This is a genomic window from Vibrio sp. TRT 1302, from assembly GCF_050113875.1.
GTDB lineage: Bacteria > Pseudomonadota > Gammaproteobacteria > Enterobacterales > Vibrionaceae > Vibrio.
Genome location: NZ_JBNJOF010000012.1, coordinates 49,419 through 69,052 on the forward strand (window position 1 = coordinate 49,419; position 19,634 = coordinate 69,052).

Sequence of the window (19,634 nt, forward strand, 5' to 3'; positions counted from 1 at the left end):
ATGAGTGCAATTAATAACGCGCTTGCCAAGTTAGCTAAAGAGTCGTCATCGAAAGTGACACTTACCAAAGCTGATATCGCCCCAGTGAAACAACGTCCTGTTTTGCCATGGGCGGTAGGAAGTTTTGCGCTGAGTTTAGCGGTTGGTGGCTGGGCAATATCTCAGCAAGCACCGATGAGCGATGGACTTGAGACCATTGAATTTGCGAGCGAGCAAATTGAGGTTGCTTCACCCACTCAGAAAGTGACGTCCAATCACTCCGCCCTGTATCGGACGGATAGCCAAGATAAGCCGTCACAGCCAGCCATAGAAACACAAAAGGCGAGTAAAATAACGCCTCATCCAGAGCAAGCTTCGACTGTTTTGCTGGCTCAAAATAAAGTGACAAGCAACCAAGCATCTCAAATTAAACAGGCTCAATTAGGTGAAGTGGTCATTGAACAAGTCGATTTAACGCCACAGCAGTTGTCGGATAAAGCACGACAGCGCGCAAAAAAAGCACTGGATGGCAACAATCTTTCAGAAGCACTCAATCATTATAGTGAAGCATTGCGTTATACACCGGCCGATGCCTCAGTCAGAAAACGCTTATCTGCGCTTTATTACGGCAAAGGAGAAGTAAGAAAAGCCGCTGAAATTTTGCAAAAAGGTATAGCCCTCAACCCAGAGGATTCTGATTTGCGCTTAGCTTTGGCAAGAATGCTGATGAAAGAGCAGCAGAACAGCGTGGCTTTAACGGTAGTCAGTGCTCTACCAAAATCTGCCTCAGTGGAGTATTTAGCTTTACGAGCTGCTTTAGCGCAAAAAGAAAAGCAAGATGAGATGGCTCTGCAAAGTTATCAGCAGCTAGTTGCCATCGAGCCTGATAGTGCTCGCTGGTGGTTAGGACTGGCTATTCAACAAGAGCGAGCTTTTGATTTAGCGTCAGCAAAAAGCGCCTACCATGAAGCCTTGACTAAGCTTGGACTCTCTAGCCAGTCGCAGCAATTTATCCGAGACCGACTAACTCTGATTAGCCGTTTAGAGGAATCCAGCAGTGAAAATTAAATTAAGAAAGCGCTTGGGTGATTTGCTAGTCGAAGAGGGCATTATCACTGAACAACAAGTTGAGCAGGCGCTAAATGCACAGCAATCAACGGGTCGAAAATTAGGTGCGACATTAATCGAGTTAGGATTCTTAAGTGAGCATCAGATGCTGACATTTTTGTCTCAGCAACTTGATATTCCCTTGATCGATCTCAGTCGAGCCAATGTCGATATCGATGCGGTCCAACTTCTGCCTGAAGTGCACGCTCGCCGTTTGCGGGCATTGGTCATTGGTCGTCAAATGGATACCTTGCGAGTCGCAATGAGCGATCCTGCCGACCTGTTTGCTCAGGAGGCGCTACTCGGTCAATTGTCGCAATACGCGATCGAGTTTGTTATCGCACCAGAAAAACAACTGGTGGACGGGTTTGACCGTTACTATCGCCGAACTAAAGAAATTGCTTCGTTTGCAGAGCAGTTACAGGCGGAGCATCAGGTAACCGAAGCCTTCGATTTTAATATTGAAGGTGAAGACAGTGACGAAGTGACAGTGGTTAAGCTGATCAATTCACTGTTTGAAGATGCCATCCAAGTGGGAGCATCGGACATCCACATTGAACCAGATTCGAATGTTCTGCGCCTACGCCAGCGTATCGATGGTGTCTTGCATGAAACATTGCTCAATGAGGTCAACATTGCCTCAGCGTTAGTGCTGCGTCTAAAACTAATGGCTAACTTAGATATTTCTGAAAAGCGTTTGCCGCAAGATGGACGCTTTAATATCCGAGCCAAAGGGCAATCGGTAGACATTCGTATGTCGACTATGCCAGTGCAATACGGTGAGTCGGTGGTTATGCGTCTGCTCAATCAGTCTTCTGGCGTGAGAAAACTAGAAGAGTCAGGTTTGCCCGATGATCTACTCGTCAGGTTAAGGCGTCAATTACGTCGACCTCACGGCATGATATTAGTGACTGGCCCAACGGGTTCGGGAAAAACAACGACTCTCTATGGTGCACTCAGTGAACTCAATGAGCCAGGTAAAAAAATCATTACTGCTGAAGATCCCGTTGAATACAGGTTACCGCGAGTCAATCAGGTTCAAGTTAATCCTAAGATAGACCTCGATTTCTCTACTGTGTTGAGAACATTTCTACGTCAAGACCCAGATATCATCTTGGTCGGTGAGATGCGTGATCAGGAAACGGTCGAAATTGGCCTTCGCGCTGCACTTACCGGGCATTTAGTGCTAAGTACATTGCATACCAATGATGCGGTCGATAGTGCGCTACGCATGATGGACATGGGGGCGCCAGGTTATCTTGTTGCGAGTGCGGTTCGTGCGGTCGTCGCTCAGCGATTGGTGAGAAAAGTGTGCCCAGATTGTAAAACGGAAGATGAGCTTGATGTGGCAGACAAGCAATGGATCGCTCAACGCTTCCCTAATCAAGTTGAAAGTCATTTTGTTAAAGGTCGTGGTTGCCAAAACTGCAACCTAACGGGTTATAGAGGACGTATTGGCGTGTTTGAAATGCTTGAGCTTGAGCAAGACATGATGGATATGCTTCGAGCAAATGACGCCGTAGGCTTTTCGCGCGTGGCACGTAACGCACCTAACTATAAACCGTTGCTTGCTTCTGCCATGGAGTTAGCTCTGCAAGGCATTGTCAGTTTGAGTGAAGTGAAGACCTTGGGAGAAGGAGACTCTTCAGGTTCTGCACAGGCGATCTACATCTAGGAATCACTATGCCACATTTTCGATATCAAGGCAGACACTCAGATGGCTCGGCGACGTCTGGAACGATAGAAGCACCGACTCAGGATGCGGTAGCCGAACAGTTGCTGAATAAGGGGATCATTCCGACCCGTATTCAGGCTGGTGGTGGTCAGGCTGCGTTCAGTATTGATGTTAAAGCATTGCTCACTCCAACGATTCCTTTGGAAGTGCTGGTCATTTTTTGTCGTCAGCTATACAGCTTGACTAAAGCCGGAGTTCCATTGCTGCGTTCGATGAAAGGGCTGAGTCAAAATAGCGCCAACAAGCAACTTCAGGAAGCGCTTGAAGCGGTCACTCAAGAGCTAACCAACGGTCGCAGCTTGTCGAATTCAATGCAGATGTATCCTAAAGTGTTTAGCTCACTGTTTGTCTCTATGGTTCATGTCGGTGAGAACACAGGTCGTCTTGATCAGGCCTTGCTGCAACTGGCGAACTACTATGAGCAGGAAGTTGAAACACGCAAGCGCATTAAAACAGCGATGCGTTACCCGACGTTTGTGATCAGTTTTATTGTGGTCGCGATGTTTATTCTCAACGTTAAAGTGATCCCTCAGTTTACCAGTATGTTCGCTCGTTTCGGTGTGGATCTGCCACTGCCAACGCGAATCCTCATTTCAACGTCAGAATTCTTTGTTAACTATTGGTTGGTACTGGTCGCTATCATGATAGGTGCTTTATTTGCCCTGAAAGCTTGGATCGGGACTGCCAATGGTCGTGAGAAGTGGGATAAGTTTCGCTTGAGAATGCCTGTGGTCGGAGAGTTGATCAATCGAGCGCAACTGTCACGATTTTCAAGAACCTTTGCCTTAATGCTCAAGGCGGGGGTACCGCTCAATCAATCATTGGCTTTATCTGCGGAAGCGTTAGGAAATCGATTTCTAGAGAATCGACTTCTTGAGATGAAATCCTCAATTGAAGCGGGCAGCCCTATTTCATCGACAGCAATTAATAGCGGCATCTTTACACCATTGGTTATTCAGATGATTTCTGTGGGTGAGGAGACGGGTCGAATAGACGAGCTACTACTGGAAGTCGCTGACTTCTATGACAGAGAAGTGGACTATGACCTAAAAACACTAACTGCACGCATCGAGCCAATACTATTGGTGATTGTCGCCAGTATGGTGTTAGTGCTGGCGCTCGGTATCTTCCTGCCAATGTGGGGAATGCTTGATGCTATCAAGGGCTAATGCGGCACTGTTCCTTCGGCGCTCAAGATTAATTACTTGGTTGCTGGTGGTGATGGTTCTGACACTTAGCTTGCTACTCGCGTGGCAGAACGTAGAAGTTAAGGCCAACGACTCTGCTTTTTTGCTGGCGACTCAAAGAGTGGTTGAACGAGCGAGTTACTTTAAGCAGCAGTGGTTATTGGCAAAGAGAAATACGCCGTTAGAGATTGATGGTAGGGTGTTGAACTACACTAATAGTGGATGGATTGAACCGCTTGATAGTGACCGACAGAATAGCTGTATTTTTTGGTTAGAGGTTCTATACCCAGAGAAAGAAATTCTAGGTAAAGAACCATGGAAGATAGTCGATGATTCGATAGGCACCAGCTACAGTTGTAGCTATTTTTATCAGCAGGGTAGAGTGTTCACTATCAATCTGATCGGTAACAAGTTTTCTGCTAAAGTTGGATTCTTAGCTGAGTCTCATAATTGAAGTATGGCTTCTAGCAGAAGTAAGAAAATTCCGTATAATACGGTGTACTAAATAGTAGGTTATTAATTTATGGCTAACAAACAGTCTGGTTTTTCATTGGTCGAGTTGGTCGTGGTCATTGTCGTAGTAGGTTTACTTGCCGTGGCGGCGTTACCGCGCTTTTTAGATGTGACTGATGAAGCAAAAAAAGCCAGTGTTGAAGGTGTTGCCGGTGGATATGCGACAGGCGTGTTATCGGCTAGAGCCCAGTGGGAAGCAGAAGCGAGACCTTCGGTGACCATTGATGGTACAACTCGCAATACAGTGAACTATGACGGTGTTGATTTTTGGCTTACAAGTTCTGACCAAGCCGGTGGTGATTTTAGAGATGGCTATCCGTATGCCATCAACAGTGGTGACAATAGTTTTCCTGCCGGCCTGACCAATGATATTTGTATCGAACTCATGTCTAACCTACTTCAGAATCCACCAAGAGTGGGCACTGTTGCCCAAGCTAATGCAGATTCTAACATTAAGTATTCAGCCCAAGCTGATGACGCAACCTCGACTTGTACCTATATTCAAAAAGAAGGGAATAGTGAGCATCAGTTTGTTTATGAAATTGAAACGGGTCGTGTGACCGTAACTTTGCAGTAATGCGCGTACAACAAAATAGAGAGATTTGAACGATGAAAAGACAAGGCGGTTTCACTCTGATTGAACTTGTGGTGGTCATTGTTATTCTGGGAATTCTTGCCGTAACAGCTGCACCGCGTTTTTTGAACTTACAAGATGATGCTCGACAGGCAACCTTAGAAGGATTTCGAGGAGCAGTTGCTGGCTCTATGGGGATCTCATATGGGCGCGCAGCGATCGAAGGTATTGAGAGAGTTCGTTGGGTAGAAACAACTTCGGAAAATGTTATCGGTGGCGTACAGCATTCGTTTGGGTATCCTATTGCGGATAATACTGACGGTATTGGTGAAACAATAGAGCAATCAGGTGAGTTCGTTGTTCTTAGCACAACAGGTACCAACGGTACCGATGCGACAATTGTTTATGGTATTGCTAACTATAACGGCGCTTGTGTTCGCTACACTGAGGCAACGGCAGCGGATGTGGCGGCAACAGTGACATTGGTTGTACCTGGACAAGGTGGGGAAGCGGCGACTGCGTGTGATGTACCAGCACCTGCTGCAGGCTAACGATACAAATTAGCAAAAAGGCCAGCAACGCTGGCCTTTTTCTTACGTTATACCCTCATCTTTCAGTCCTCATCACGCAGCTCTTTTGCACCAACTGATATACTTTAAAAGTCTCCCTTCACGGTACTAGGCATGATTAAGTCGAAGTTCTCTGGTTTTACATTAGTTGAGTTGATTATTGTCATCCTACTTATTGCGATTGTTTCTGCGTATGCTGCCAGTCGTTATGCTGGTACTTCCGGCTTTTCTCCCTTTGTTGCTCAAGAGCAGGTAATTTCGGTTATTCGTCAGGTTCAGGTTAACCGCATGCAATCGAATATTGATGTCGATGCGGTGGTGGGGAATACCAATTTTTCTTTACGTTTAATGAATGACTGCATTGGTTCGCAAGCCGCTTGTGCACTACGCGATGATAGTCGCAGTGACTGGGTGGTCATCGCAGGGGTGACTTTTACCTCTAACGTTGGCAACTTGGTCAATTTTGATTTGTTAGGAAATCCCGATGGCGTTGCAACCCCGGTAAACATCGAGATGCGATCTACAGACGGGACTTGTGCAGGTGTCGAAATAAATGCCATTGGTTACGTTTCGCCGAGGGGGTGCTAATGCAGCGATACCGCGGTTTTACCTTGATTGAAAGCGTAATCGTTATTGTCGTTATGGGATTAGCGATGGTGACCATTGTTAGTTTTTTGGTTCCACAAATCAGTCGTTCGGCAGATCCTTATTATCAAGCACGCGCAGCGGCGTTAGGGCAAAGTGTGATGTCCTCCATTTTGGCGCGTGGATTCGATGAAAACAGCGATTTGAGCGGTGGCTTTACACGTTGTAATGAAGTGGTGACCAATCCTTGTACTGCGCAAGATGATTTCGGTGCGGAAGAGGATCAAGGGGTAGACGCCAATGCGATTCGACCTGATCTCTACAATGATGTTGACGACTTCAACGGATGTTGGGTGCAACAGCCGCTCAATGGTTGCCGAGATTTAAACCTATTATTGGGTGATACCAGCTACCGAAATTTTCGGCTTGATATTAAGGTAACTTATGCTGATGGAACCAGTTTAAAGAAAATTAATCTCGTCGTCTCTGCGGCCAACCAGACGCCGGTAACCTTGGATGCCTATCGAGGTAACTACTGATGAGAGTCAAAGGTTTTACGCTAATTGAAATGGTGATTACGCTAATTATTGGCGCAATTCTCGTGCTGGGTATTGCTGGGTTCGTTGAGCTGGGGGCGAGAGGCTATTCGGATACGGTCGAACGTCAGCGATTGCAAACTCAGGCGAAATTTATATTGGAGAAAATGTCGCGAGAGATTCGCCATGCGGTGCCTAACATGCTTAGTAGCAACAACGTAATTGCACAGTCCACTAGCTGTATCTCTTTTTTTCCGATTCTGGACTCGGGTTATTATGCGGTTTCAGGGGACGATATTCAGTTTGTTATCGGCCAGCAAGGCGTCACTACGGACGATCTGGACCAACTGACTTTGGTCATTAATCCTACCGAAGCAAATCCGACCAACAATGTATTCCCACTGACCAATGTCACTAGCAGCAACAATACCTTTTTAATTCCAGATGCCGCGTCTTCTTTAGTTGGGAATTCAGTGTCGAATCGTCATTACATCTATAATCCTAATGGTCGCGTCGATTACTGTTTGGCAGGTGGTCAACTGCGCAGAGCCGTGAATGGTAATAACGATTTACCCTTATCAGACATCGGTGTAGATGGAATGCTCGATTACATTCCTGCAACCGTTCAAACCAATGGTATTGTTGATATCGATATTGCTTTTAGTAACTTACAGGGTGATGAATCAAGTAATTTTCAGCAGCAGATACAGGTGCTAAATGTTCCTTAGAAAGCAGCGTGGTAATTTGTACATCGTGGTGATTTTTGTACTTGTTGTGATGGGGTTTCTGGCAACAAGTCTTAGTCGTATCAGTTGGTCTAACAGCGACAGTCATTCCAAGGATGTGATGGGAACTCAGGCTGCGTTGTTGGCTCACTCTGGCAATGAGTGGGCACTAAAAGAGATCTATAACATCGCAGGGGCGGGTTCAGTGGCCACTGAATGTGCGGCGATAGATGGGGCAGTGATCGCGTTGTTTCAAACCACAGTGAGCTGCCAAACTGTTCAAGTGAGTTGTCAGGCAAGAGGCGGACAACTTGTTGATGGAAGCCAGATGTACGTGATTAGTTCTGTCGCGAATTGTGGAACAGGGATAAATCAAATGCAGCGTAGTCAGCAAGTATGGATTAGGGAGTGATGATGCGAATAATTAAGTCGCTGTTTATCAGCGTGACGCTATTGCTGTTTTCGGCCGTAACCTTTGCTGCATGTCAATATAAGGGCAAAGAAGACTTCACTGTTTCATTTACCGTATTGGCTTCTGATAACTATCAAAGCTTTGTTCTTAACCAAGGTGGCCATGGTTATACCTTATGGTACACAAAGGAAGAAAAAAGTTCAGGCAGCTATATCTTTAACGAACAACAGCTTGTTACCGGTAATACTTACCAAATTACGATTGTGAGTGAGTATAACAGTTCGATAAAAATGAGTGATCTTGAATACTATCGTAATGATGGCACTGGTTGGTTACTGATTGACAAGAAAACGCAAGCACTCGAGAACGGAGCTCACAGACCAGCTCCTTCTAATGGTATTAGTGATTTGAACTGTAGCAATACAGCTAATCCGCCACCGGTGTTTCCAGAACAGTGTGCAATCGCACCTTATGCCGTACAAAGTTGGCAAGGTGCTGCATCTTCAGCATTAACGTTTACTGGTGACGGAAACATATATGGCACCAAGTCTTTGCAGGGCAAAGTGGGCTTTGATCAAGTCGTAAAAGAGTGGGATGAACAAAAAGCTTGTGATGGATTAGCTTGTGAGGCTGACACGGGACTCATTGTTGCTAGCCCTGCTATTGAATCTGTATCTACTACCACACAAAGTGTGACTTTAGGTTGGAATAGCACACCAGAGTCCTTTACGGGAAATAACTATCGCAAGGTAACAGTCAGCGGCGGAGTACACATATTCCCCAACAGTGAGTATCAAATTGGTGAGTTGGTGGTACTTAACGATGCGATTGTCAGATTCCCCAATAAGACGTGGCTTAAAGTGAATAAGCTTACCATGATCGATAACGGCCAGTTCGTCACGAAGGACAACGATAGTGCCAACCTCATTATCTGGGCAGAAAATGCGTCGTCAGGTGCTTCCGCTTACATCGATATTGGTGAAGGAACGAAGCCTATTCACGCTTTTATCTTCAGTCGTCATTCCGTGCGATTAAGTGGTAGTAGCTCGATTATTGGTTCGATTACATCTAGATATATCGAAATGGATGGAAGCAGCCGAATCGATGCGAGAGGCAATGGGTGTTCGACCCCAGTAGAGATTAGTCGTATCGAAATCAAGCCCTACAACTATCATCTAACCTGTGAGATTGGTGATGACCAGATTGTCGAGGTGCATGTTTTCAATAGTGAAGGCAATTATGTGTCTGGTTATCGACCGCTACTTGGGCAGGTGAATGGGAATAACCTAACCATCAGTTTTATTTCTGAAGCAAACGGCATCGCTCAATACCGAGTAACCACCACACCAACATCCACTATTGGAGACTACGATCTGAAAGCGAGCCTCACGACAGGGGGACGGACGTTTGAAGATACGGAGCAGATCAAGTATGTGCCGTATAAATTTGAGGTCGCAGATCAGTATGTGATTGCGGGTCAGAACAATCAGGCGAGTGTCGATGTAAAAGCGTGTAGTAATAGTGGCCAGTTGATCACATTAGGTTATACGGGAAGTCCTACGGCGAGTTTTACCTATCAAAGACCCTCGTCCGCTTTGGTCGACGCGAATGATTTCATTTTCAGTGCCCAACTAACAGACTCGAATCGCAACGCTGATTTTACCTTTAAAGAGTCTGGTCATATTCGAGTGACGATGATCGATAGCAGCTTTGTCTGTGATGATGACCGTTGTCCCGTAGAAGGCGGTACATTAAAAGGTCAGTTTGATGTCTACTCGCGACCATGGAAAATCGCAATTTGTAATGTGGCTGAGGTGAGTAATAGCTCAAACCTTAACCCAGCAACTACCACCGGTACCCCGGGCTTTATGCCATCTGGTGATGATTTTACTGTTAGCTATATTCCTATCGTACATGGTGACTCAAAAGGCAGTGCGTCGGATCAATGCGACTACCCTCAGACAGGCAATTATGGCTTGGATAATGGTCCACTTAATGTGACTTATCGTGTCATTTACCCGACGCCATCGGCAGCCAGTGGTATAGTCACACCAAGTACAATTCCCGCATTCGATAGTAGTAACTTAACGAGACAACTGACTCACAATTGGAATGAGGTTGGTACTGTCCAGTTTACGACAGGGGCAACTTACCTAACGATGGATCTCGACACTGATCAGGTGGGAATCGGTCGTTTCTATCCTAAGTTCTTCAATGTAGTCAACACACCTAGTTGGGATTACCCTAGCAACCAGTCTTTCGCTTATATGAATCAGCCGTTTAACGGTGTGTCCTTTGATGTTGAAGCGTTAAACGCTAAGGAGCAGGCAGTGCAAAACTATGCTAGCTTTGATTCTGATTTAACGGCGGGTTTTGTTCTGTTCGAGCCAGATTTTACCGAGCGATTTAACTCGCCCACACCGAGCAAACAATGGGCACTCACATCACAACGTAGTATTGGTACTTTCACATTGGATGATGCTGCGCCTTCGACTGATTGCGAAAGTGAACTGTGCTGGGAAAAGGCGGCAGCGGCAGATGGCTACGAAGATGGTCCATTTAATGGTGTATCTGGCACCGCATCAAATATCTCGATAACTGACACCGGAGTAGCAAATAGAGATCCTGTCGATTATCTAACGCCAGCCGAAGGTGAAGACGATCCTCGCATGCTGACACTGCAACCGGATATTCGTTTTGGACGAATAGGGCTGGATAGTGTCGGTGGAACGGCTAACTCTGAACTGCCAATTCCGCTGCGAGTGGAGTTCTGGGATGGCAGTCGCTTTATTACCAACACCGACGATAGCTCCACACAGGTGGATGGCAGTAACGATGCAGACGATAATCGCAATATCTGGGTTGAGACTAATCAAACCGCATTTGAGGTTACCTTAGGTGATGGTGGTCCAATAGCTTCTGGCCAATCTCGAACCATAACTGCCACTCATGCCTCAGATGTTCGCCAGCAGACGCAGGTATGGTTAGAGCTGGACAATGCCAGCAATCAGCTACCTTGGCTCCGTTACCGTTGGCAAGACGCCAATAGGGCTGAGATAAATGGCGAGGAGGATCCTTCTTCGGTAGTGACATTCGGAATCTATCGAGGAAACGATCGGGTGATCTTCAGAGGTGAGCCGGGCTTAACTGGGCAGTAATTTCTGTGTTTTTTTTGCCCATCGTTAGGAATCTGTTAGAAATTGCGTGTTTCAGCCCATGTTTACACTTCAATGCCTTGCTGTAGCGGCAAGGCATTGGTACATTTAGTGCAATTTTCTATCTTATAATTCTTTCAGGACGAGCGAAGAATATGTTCAAAAAACTTCGTGGCATATTTTCAAATGACCTATCTATCGATTTAGGTACTGCCAACACTCTTATCTACGTTAAAGGACAGGGCATCGTCCTAGACGAGCCTTCTGTCGTTGCAATTCGTCAAGACCGCAACCGTGCGGGCAAAAGTGTCGCTGCTGTCGGACACGCCGCAAAGCAGATGCTAGGCCGTACTCCTGGTAACATCTCTGCAATCCGTCCAATGAAAGATGGCGTTATCGCTGATTTCTATGTGACAGAAAAAATGCTTCAGCACTTTATTAAACAAGTGCATGACAATAGCGTACTAAAACCAAGCCCACGTGTTCTTGTTTGTGTCCCTTGTGGTTCAACTCAAGTAGAGCGTCGTGCAATCCGTGAATCTGCGCTAGGTGCAGGTGCTCGAGAAGTTTATCTAATTGACGAACCTATGGCTGCAGCGATTGGTGCGGGTCTACGTGTTTCTGAGCCAACGGGTTCAATGGTGGTCGATATCGGTGGTGGTACGACGGAAGTTGCGGTTATCTCACTAAATGGCGTGGTTTACTCTTCGTCTGTACGTATTGGTGGTGACCGTTTCGATGAAGCGATCATCAACTATGTGCGTCGTAACTACGGTAGCTTGATTGGTGAAGCAACCGCAGAGAAGATCAAACATGAAATCGGTTCTGCTTATCCAGGTGATGAGGTTGAAGAGATCGAAGTTCGTGGTCGTAACCTAGCAGAGGGTGTGCCGCGTAGCTTTAGCCTAAACTCCAACGAGATTCTTGAAGCACTTCAAGAGCCACTAACCGGTATTGTTTCTGCGGTAATGGTTGCACTTGAGCAATGTCCACCAGAGCTTGCTTCTGATATCTCAGAAAACGGTATGGTACTGACGGGCGGTGGTGCGTTACTTAAAGATCTTGATCGTCTGCTGACTGAAGAGACAGGTATCCCTGTTGTTATCGCAGAAGATCCACTAACGTGTGTTGCGCGTGGTGGTGGTAAAGCTCTTGAAATGATCGATATGCACGGCGGCGATCTGTTTAGCGAAGAATAATTGATTGATCTTGGCGTTACGCCAAGATTGGCAAGATAAGGATCTCATATTCTATGAAGCCTATTTTTGGCCGGGGACCTTCACTTCAGCTACGTCTGTTTTTTGCCGTCATTCTATCAGCCAGCCTAATGCTGGCTGATAGTCGTTTAGGCGCATTTGCCCAAGTACGTTATCTGCTCAATAGTGTAGTAGCCCCAATCCAATATTTAGCGGATGTTCCTCGCGTGATGTTTGATGGCGCTTATGAGCGTTTTAACATCCGTCAAGATTATATGGAAAGCACTCGTACGCTGAAGCGCGAGGTGTTACGCCTTAAAAACGATCTACTGTTGCTTGATCAATATCGTGAAGAAAACCAGCGATTACGAAAACTACTGGGTTCATCATTTATTCGAGATGAACGCAAAGTGGTGACCGAAGTGATGGCGGTTGATACCTCGCCATATCGTCACCAAGTAGTGATAGATAAAGGTCAGATTGACGGTGTTTATGTCGGACAACCAGTCGCCAATGAAAAAGGCATCGTGGGTCAAGTGACCTTCGTGTCGGCTCACAACAGCCGAGTGTTGCTGTTGACTGATAGCCTCAGCGCAATTCCTGTGCAAGTGATTCGCAATGATATTCGAGTTATCGCTTCGGGCAATGGTAAGTCAGATCGTATCAATCTTGATCACATCCCAATCAGTTTAGATATTGAAGAGGGTGATCTATTAGTGACATCCGGTTTAGGTGGCATTTATCCAGAAGGCTTCCCTGTGGCACATGTTGCCGAGGTTGAGCGAGATACTGCTCGTGAATTTGCTGTGGTTGAAGCGGAGCCTGTGGTCGATTTTGAACGCTTACGTTACTTGCTATTGATATGGCCGAATGATTCTCGTCAGGAGAAGATCCAACAAGTACTGCCTGAGAATTTGGAGGAGTAATACCAATGGCGAATAGTGTACTAAAAGGTAAGCTTGTCATTGCTTGCTCTTTCTTAATCGCATTGACGCTCCAGACCATTCCTTGGCCTGGTATGCTTGACCTACTACGCCCATCTTGGTTGCTGTTAGTAGCTTGCTATTGGGTTTTGGCTCTGCCTCATAGAGTGAATGTCGGCAGTGCTCTGATTTTGGGTCTTCTGTGGGACTTGTTGCTCGGCTCAACGCTAGGAATTCGCGGTATGATGATGTCTATCGTGGTCTATCTGGTGGCGTTGAACTTCCTTGTGATTCGCAACATGGCTCTTTGGCAGCAAGCCATTTTAATTGGCATTATGTCGATGGTCTTGGATGTACTGATCTTCTGTGGTGAGTATTTGATTCAGGATGTCACGTTTAATCCAGTCTCTCTTTGGAGTGGTTTGATTAACTGCATACTTTGGCCATGGATGTTCCTCTTAATGCGTCGTGTTAGACGCCATTGGCATATACGATAATAAATGAATACATCACTGATTTTGGCCTCAGGTTCGCCGAGACGCAAAGAGCTCCTTTCACAGTTAGGCTACTCATTTTCTGTTGTTGTTACCGACGTAGAAGAGTGTCTCAAGACAGGAGAAAGTGCGCAGCAATACGTCGCGCGTCTGTCTAAAGATAAGGCCATGGCTGCGGTTAAGCTTGAACCAGAATCCGTGGTGATTGGCTCGGATACCATCGTTGTTTGTGACGATATGGTATTGGAAAAGCCGCATGACTTGGCGCATGCTAAACAAATGCTATTGATGCTTTCTGGACGATCGCATCAGGTGATGACAGCGGTGACTGTCGCAACACAAGAGATTCAAGAAACTGTAGTGGTCTCTACAGACGTATGGTTTAAAACCCTGTCAGAACAAGAAATAGAACAATATTGGCAAACGGGTGAACCGTGCGATAAAGCTGGTAGTTATGGTATTCAAGGAATTGGTGGGCGATTTGTAACGCGTATAGAAGGAAGTTACTACGCGGTTGTGGGCCTACCTCTTTATGAAACCGACCAGCTCTTGCAAAAATTTTTATAATTTATTTTGAGGTGCGCTCATGAGTGCAGAGTTGCTTATCAACGTGACCCCGAGTGAAACTCGAGTGGCCATGATTGAAGGGGGAACCCTACAAGAAATCCATGTTGAACGTGAAGCAAAACGCGGAATTGTCGGAAACATCTATAAAGGCAAAGTGAGCCGAGTCCTACCGGGTATGCAGGCTGCATTTGTTGATATCGGCTTAGAGAAGGCGGCCTTTCTTCACGCGTCGGATATCGTTCCACATACTGAGTGCGTTGCTGAAAATGAGAAGCAGCAGTTTCAGGTTCGTGACATTTCTGAATTGGTACGCCAAGGTCAGGACATTGTGGTTCAAGTGGTAAAAGATCCTCTCGGAACAAAAGGAGCACGCCTAACGACAGATATTACGCTGCCGTCGCGTTACCTAGTCTTTATGCCTGGGGCAAGCCATGTTGGAGTGTCGCAGCGAATTGAGAGTGAAGAAGAACGCAATCGACTGAAAAAAGTGGTCGGTCACTACTGTGATGAAAACGGCGGTTTTATCATCCGTACGGCGGCTGAAGGTGCGGATGAAAAAGAGCTTTCCCAAGATGCCGCTTTCCTGAAGCGTCTATGGTCAAAAGTCATTGAACGTCGCAGTAAGTACAAAACACGTTCGACGCTATATGGCGAACTTGGTCTTTCTCAACGTATCTTACGTGATTTTGTCGGCACGGAACTTAACAAAATCTTGGTCGACTCTCGTACAGAATTCGAGAATCTCAAAGAGTTCACTTCGGAATATGTCCCTGAATTAACCGAAAAGCTAGAGCTGTACGAAGGCGACAAACCAATCTTTGATATGTATGACACCGAGAATGAAATTCAACGCTCTCTTGAGCGTAAAGTGGATTTGAAATCAGGTGGTTATCTGATCATTGATCAAACTGAAGCAATGACAACGGTGGATATCAACACGGGTGCGTTCGTTGGGCGACGTAATCTCGAAGAGACGATTTTCAACACCAATATCGAAGCGACTCAGGCGATTGCGCGTCAACTAAGATTACGTAATCTTGGCGGGATTATTATTATCGATTTCATCGATATGGCATCAGATGAGCATCGCAACCGTGTTCTTACATCGTTGGAAGCCGCGCTAAACAAAGATCGTGTCAAAACCAATATCAATGGTTTTACTCAGCTTGGATTGGTTGAAATGACCCGTAAGCGTACCCGCGAGAGCATTGAGCACATCTTGTGTTCTTCGTGCCCTACGTGTGAAGGTCGTGGCAGCGTTAAAACTGTTGAGTCTGTGTGTTATGAGATCCTACGCGAAATTACTCGCGTCAATCGTGCTTACGATGCGGATAAGTTTGTTGTCTACGCATCCCCAGCCGTTGCAGATACCTTACATGGTGATGAATCTCATGCATTGGCAGAGCTTGAAGTCTTTATTGGTAAAGAAGTAAAAATTCAGGCAGAACCTTTGTACATTCAAGAACAATTCGATGTTGTAATGATGTAAAGGTTGTTTGTGAGCTCAACTACCACTCGCCTGCTTAGAATATTTCTTTGGTTCACTGTAACGGTATTAGTGTTTTTAGCGATTACCGTTACAGTGCTGCGTATAACCTTACCTCAACTCAACCATTTCCAACCGCAAATTCAGGCTTGGATCAATCAGGGCTCAGGACTTGATTTCGAAGTGTCTGATTTACATGGTTTTTGGCGAAATTCGCACCCTTCGATATCCCTAAAAGGGGTCAAGGCCAATACGCCTGAGAGCAGTGGTATTCATTTTTCTGCAGATACCGTTGAAGTAGAACTTGATCTATTCCAGTCATTGATTCAGAGAGAGCCAGTCGTTGCTGAGCTCAAAATCTATCAACTCAATCTTGATATCACATCGGTTGAGTGGGCGAATACTGAGGAATCGCCGGAATTGAAGCCTCAAGGCGAGCAGAAAGGGGTATTGGAGCAGCTAGACAAACTCCTTCTACGCCAGCTCGACAGTTTCTCTCTAACTCAGTCGAAAATTGATTTTCTCGGTATCGATGGAACGCCTCGCACGCTAGCGATCGCTAAACTTAAATGGCAAAACAATGGTCGTCAGCACTTAGCGGATGGCGAAATCAGTTTGGCCAATAGTGAACTCAATTCGGCGCAAGTTAGAGCCGATTTTGTTGATTTTGGCTCGCTCATTGATGTGAGTGGTGAGTTCTATGTATCCGCTCAAAACGTCTTAGTGACTCCTTGGCTAACAAAGTATCTTAAGACTGAAACTGGTATTGAAAAAGGCCAACTGAGTTTTAGCAGTTGGTTAACGTTGGAACGAAGCCAGCCAGTCAGTGCCTATGTTGAACTTGAATCTTCTGAATTGAGTTGGAAGGAAGGACAACGGCACGAACTGTGGATTGAATCTGGAGTTCTTGAGTTAGAACCTAAGTCAGATGGTTGGCAAGTTAATGCTCACTCACTCAATCTGAGTACGGACGACAAGCAGTGGCCTGTGCTTGACGCAGCCTTTGACTGGCAACCTGATCAGTGGCGATTGAACGTATCTCAACTGGATATTTCGGCTATTACCCCGTTAGTTAAACTAGCACCTGATTCTAAAACCACCACAGAGCTACTTCAGAAGTTATCTTTGGGTGGTTTAATTGAAGATGTGCGAGTGTCTATGGGGGAATCAATAGATTCGCTGAAGTATTCGGCACAGCTATCTCAAGGCACCATGTCACAATGGGAGTTGCTGCCGGGTATTCACCATCTATCGGCATCGATTTCTGGTACCCCAACTCAAGCTAAGGCGAGCGTTAACTTAATCGACGATGTTTTACCTTATGGTGAAGTGTTTCAAGCCCCGTTAAATATCAAGCAAGGGCAGGTTGATATTGTATGGCAAAAAAACGATGCGGGTTGGAGTCTATGGGCAGATAAAGTCACTGCGGCGACGCCTGATTTACAAGTGCTTGGCGCGTTTCGTCTTGATTTTCCAGATAACAAAAGCCCGTTTCTTTCCTTCTATGCTGAGGCCAATCTTTTCAATGCTGGTGAAACTTGGCGTTATTTGCCCACATTAGCATTGGGATATGAACTTACAGACTATCTCAGCACTGCCATCCAAGGTGGTAAAGTCAATGCGGCGAAGTTGCTATGGTATGGGGAGCTCGCTGACTTTCCGTATAAAAATAATGACGGTATGTTTCAGGCTTGGGTTGGACTCAAACAAGCAAAATTCAGTTTTGATACGGCGTGGCCACCAATTACCGATCTGCAGCTTGATCTGTTGTTTCAAAACGACGCAATGTACCTAGATTCGCGCAGTGCGACCCTGATGGATGTGACAGCCAAGCGCATTACTGGTCGTATTCCAGAATTGGCCGAAGGTGGGCATATAGAGATCGAAGCGCAGGCTATCGCACAAGGGAATGCGGTCAGAGATTATATGACTGCCTCTCCGCTAGTGGATTCAGTTGGCGCAGCGCTAACGGCGATTCAGGTAGATGGCACCGTTGAATCCAGTTTCCAGCTTAATATCCCGTTTAGTGCCGATAAGGAAGCAAGAGCTTGGGGATACGCCGATCTTGCCGAAAATCACGTCACCATTGAATCACCACCGATGACCTTAGAAGCGGTGTCGGGAAGGGTAGAATTTGATAACGATGTTGTCAGTGCTGCTGGTTTATCCGCCGATCTACTCACTCAGCCCGTTTCGATTGATTTTCGTGGGGAGAACATTGCTCAAGGGTATGGTGTAGCGATTAATGTGGTGGGTGATTGGGATGTAGAACCTCTAACTCCTTATCTGGGCAACCGCTGGCTTGATCCTCTGGAAGGTCATGCGCCTTGGCAGATGGATATCGACATTCAGCTTAATGACATTGGTTTCACTTATCAGATAGATACTGAAGCCGATCTAAAATCGATTACCAGCCATTTTCCAGCGCCTTTAGCGAAAGCAAGCGGAATGGCAGGCAAAGGACGACTGCAAGCGTCAGGTAACCAAGAAAGCATTACGGCTCGCGTACAATTGCCTAACTTTAAATATCAAGCCGAAATTGATATTCGACCAGACACGCCAGTGTTGACCGATACGAATCTTGTTTTAGGCAAAGGTAGCTTCAAAATTAGTCCGGTTGCTGGGCATCAGGCTCAGATCAGGCTTAACAAGCTAGATCTCGACCAATGGATTGATCTACTGGCGAGTGAGCAAGGGCCTTCAGAAGCCGTGTTGGCCCAGATGAATACGCCAGAGATTCCCCTACCAGCTAGAATTGATATTGATGCCAAGGAGCTGACTTTAGCGGGTATTGAGTGGAACGATGTCGATTTCTCGGCTAAGAGAAAAGGGCTTGGTTGGTACATGAGTTTAGATAGTCAGGAGGCAAAAGGTGAAGCATCTTACCTTGAGCCGTATGACTTATCGGTTTCACTCCAGCGTCTGCATGTTTACGTTCCTAAATTGGATTCGGCCGAGTACAAAGATAAAACCATGTTTGACAGTGACGCTCAGCAAGCGCCGTTGATCAGCCATTTTGATCGAACCTTCCATCAGCAAGTACCGAATATCACTCTCGCCATCGATGATTTTTGGTTCCAAGGGTATAAAGTCGGTAAGACTCACCTCGATTTGCAGCGACAGGGCGAGAAGTTGGAGTGGAAGAAGCTGACTTTTGAAAGCGGCAGCAACAAGGTCGATATGAAAGGATGGTGGCAGTTGAACGACACCCTAAGCCATACTCGTTTCGATGTGTCGATGTCTGGCGAAAACAACAGTGATGTTATGGAGCGATTTGGTATCTCTTCAGGTATCCAAAAGGCACCATTTGAGCTCAATGCTAAGGTCGAGTGGGATGGTTCTCCTTGGTCAGGTAAAATTGATACCCTCAAAGGTGAAGTTAACACCAAACTGGGTAAAGGAACGATTTCCGATGTCAGTGGTGCCGCGCGTTTATTGGGCTTGTTCAGCCTTGATTCGATCATTCGTAAAATGCAGCTCGACTTTAGTGATGTTTTTGACAAAGGTATGGCATTTAACTCCATCACGGGCAGTGGTTCTATCCGTAACGGTGTGTTCTTAACTAATGATATCAAGATGGATGCGGTAGCGGGTGAGATGACAATTAAAGGCCTCGCTAACCTAAATACGAGAACCGTCGATGCTGAGGTGAATTTCACTCCTGACATTACCTCCGGTATTCCGGTGTTAACTGCATTCGCGGTCACACCGCAAACAGCGCTTTATGTCTTGGCGATTACGACAGTTATCTCTCCTGTGGTCGAAGTCTTTACTCAGGTTAACTATGAGGTGAAAGGCCCGTTAGATGCCCCTATAGTGAAAGAATTGTCACGTAGTAAAGGGGAATTTAAACTCCCTGAAACGCTAAGAGAAGCGATCAAGTAAGGATTT

Annotated in this window: 17 protein-coding genes; all 17 read left to right on the forward strand. The window is 46.0% G+C overall.

Features of this window, described 5'->3' with window-relative positions:
• The 17 genes from ACQEXP_RS14220 to ACQEXP_RS14300 all read left to right on the forward strand — a co-directional run bounded on the left by ACQEXP_RS14220 (position 1) and on the right by ACQEXP_RS14300 (position 19,628).
• A complete protein-coding gene (locus ACQEXP_RS14220) occupies positions 1–1,047 on the forward strand; it encodes a tetratricopeptide repeat protein (protein WP_426970578.1) in 1,047 nt (348 codons plus the stop codon).
• The gene (locus tag ACQEXP_RS14225; RefSeq protein WP_426970580.1) at positions 1,037–2,761 is read left to right on the forward strand and encodes a GspE/PulE family protein; all 1,725 of its coding nucleotides are present in this window, start codon (positions 1,037–1,039) and stop codon (positions 2,759–2,761) included. Before ACQEXP_RS14220 ends, ACQEXP_RS14225 begins: the two co-directional genes overlap by 11 nt.
• Positions 2,762–2,769: 8 nt before the next feature.
• Positions 2,770–3,990, forward strand: coding sequence for a type II secretion system F family protein (locus ACQEXP_RS14230; protein ID WP_426970582.1), 1,221 nt, complete (start codon positions 2,770–2,772; stop codon positions 3,988–3,990).
• Positions 3,974–4,462 carry an MSHA biogenesis protein MshF gene (locus ACQEXP_RS14235; protein WP_426970583.1) on the forward strand — a complete coding sequence of 163 codons (489 nt, stop codon included), beginning with the start codon at positions 3,974–3,976 and terminating at the stop codon, positions 4,460–4,462. Before ACQEXP_RS14230 ends, ACQEXP_RS14235 begins: the two co-directional genes overlap by 17 nt.
• A gap of 69 nt (positions 4,463–4,531) precedes the next feature.
• The gene (locus ACQEXP_RS14240) at positions 4,532–5,098 is read left to right on the forward strand and encodes a prepilin-type N-terminal cleavage/methylation domain-containing protein (RefSeq protein ID WP_269377951.1); all 567 of its coding nucleotides are present in this window, start codon (positions 4,532–4,534) and stop codon (positions 5,096–5,098) included.
• Positions 5,099–5,130: 32 nt separating this feature from the next.
• Entirely contained in the window at positions 5,131–5,646 is a 516-nt protein-coding gene (locus ACQEXP_RS14245; RefSeq protein WP_426970585.1) for a type II secretion system protein, read from the forward strand.
• Between the two features lie 132 nt (positions 5,647–5,778).
• The gene (locus ACQEXP_RS14250; protein WP_426970587.1) at positions 5,779–6,252 is read left to right on the forward strand and encodes a prepilin-type N-terminal cleavage/methylation domain-containing protein; all 474 of its coding nucleotides are present in this window, start codon (positions 5,779–5,781) and stop codon (positions 6,250–6,252) included.
• Positions 6,252–6,788 carry a type IV pilus modification PilV family protein gene (locus ACQEXP_RS14255; protein WP_426970589.1) on the forward strand — a complete coding sequence of 179 codons (537 nt, stop codon included), beginning with the start codon at positions 6,252–6,254 and terminating at the stop codon, positions 6,786–6,788. The genes ACQEXP_RS14250 and ACQEXP_RS14255 overlap by 1 nt, the downstream gene beginning before the upstream one ends.
• Positions 6,788–7,513 (forward strand): PulJ/GspJ family protein, encoded by a 726-nt coding sequence (locus ACQEXP_RS14260; protein WP_426970591.1) that lies wholly within the window; start codon positions 6,788–6,790, stop codon positions 7,511–7,513. Before ACQEXP_RS14255 ends, ACQEXP_RS14260 begins: the two co-directional genes overlap by 1 nt.
• Positions 7,503–7,922, forward strand: a complete 420-nt coding sequence (locus ACQEXP_RS14265; RefSeq protein WP_426970592.1) for an MSHA biogenesis protein MshP — start codon at positions 7,503–7,505, stop codon at positions 7,920–7,922. Before ACQEXP_RS14260 ends, ACQEXP_RS14265 begins: the two co-directional genes overlap by 11 nt.
• Entirely contained in the window at positions 7,922–11,080 is a 3,159-nt protein-coding gene (locus ACQEXP_RS14270; protein WP_426970593.1) for a DUF6701 domain-containing protein, read from the forward strand. Before ACQEXP_RS14265 ends, ACQEXP_RS14270 begins: the two co-directional genes overlap by 1 nt.
• A gap of 152 nt (positions 11,081–11,232) precedes the next feature.
• Positions 11,233–12,276, forward strand: coding sequence for a rod shape-determining protein (locus ACQEXP_RS14275; protein ID WP_004747218.1), 1,044 nt, complete (start codon positions 11,233–11,235; stop codon positions 12,274–12,276).
• A 53-nt stretch (positions 12,277–12,329) separates the two neighbouring features.
• On the forward strand, positions 12,330–13,199 hold the full coding sequence (gene mreC / locus ACQEXP_RS14280) for a rod shape-determining protein MreC (protein ID WP_269377958.1): 870 nt from the start codon (positions 12,330–12,332) through the stop codon (positions 13,197–13,199).
• A gap of 5 nt (positions 13,200–13,204) precedes the next feature.
• A complete protein-coding gene (mreD, locus tag ACQEXP_RS14285) occupies positions 13,205–13,693 on the forward strand; it encodes a rod shape-determining protein MreD (protein ID WP_269377959.1) in 489 nt (162 codons plus the stop codon).
• Between the two features lie 3 nt (positions 13,694–13,696).
• On the forward strand, positions 13,697–14,257 hold the full coding sequence (locus ACQEXP_RS14290) for a Maf family protein (RefSeq protein ID WP_426970595.1): 561 nt from the start codon (positions 13,697–13,699) through the stop codon (positions 14,255–14,257).
• Positions 14,258–14,276: 19 nt separating this feature from the next.
• On the forward strand, positions 14,277–15,746 hold the full coding sequence (gene rng / locus ACQEXP_RS14295; protein WP_269377961.1) for a ribonuclease G: 1,470 nt from the start codon (positions 14,277–14,279) through the stop codon (positions 15,744–15,746).
• A gap of 9 nt (positions 15,747–15,755) precedes the next feature.
• On the forward strand, positions 15,756–19,628 hold the full coding sequence (locus ACQEXP_RS14300; RefSeq protein WP_426970596.1) for a YhdP family protein: 3,873 nt from the start codon (positions 15,756–15,758) through the stop codon (positions 19,626–19,628).
• Positions 19,629–19,634 lie beyond the last annotated feature (6 nt).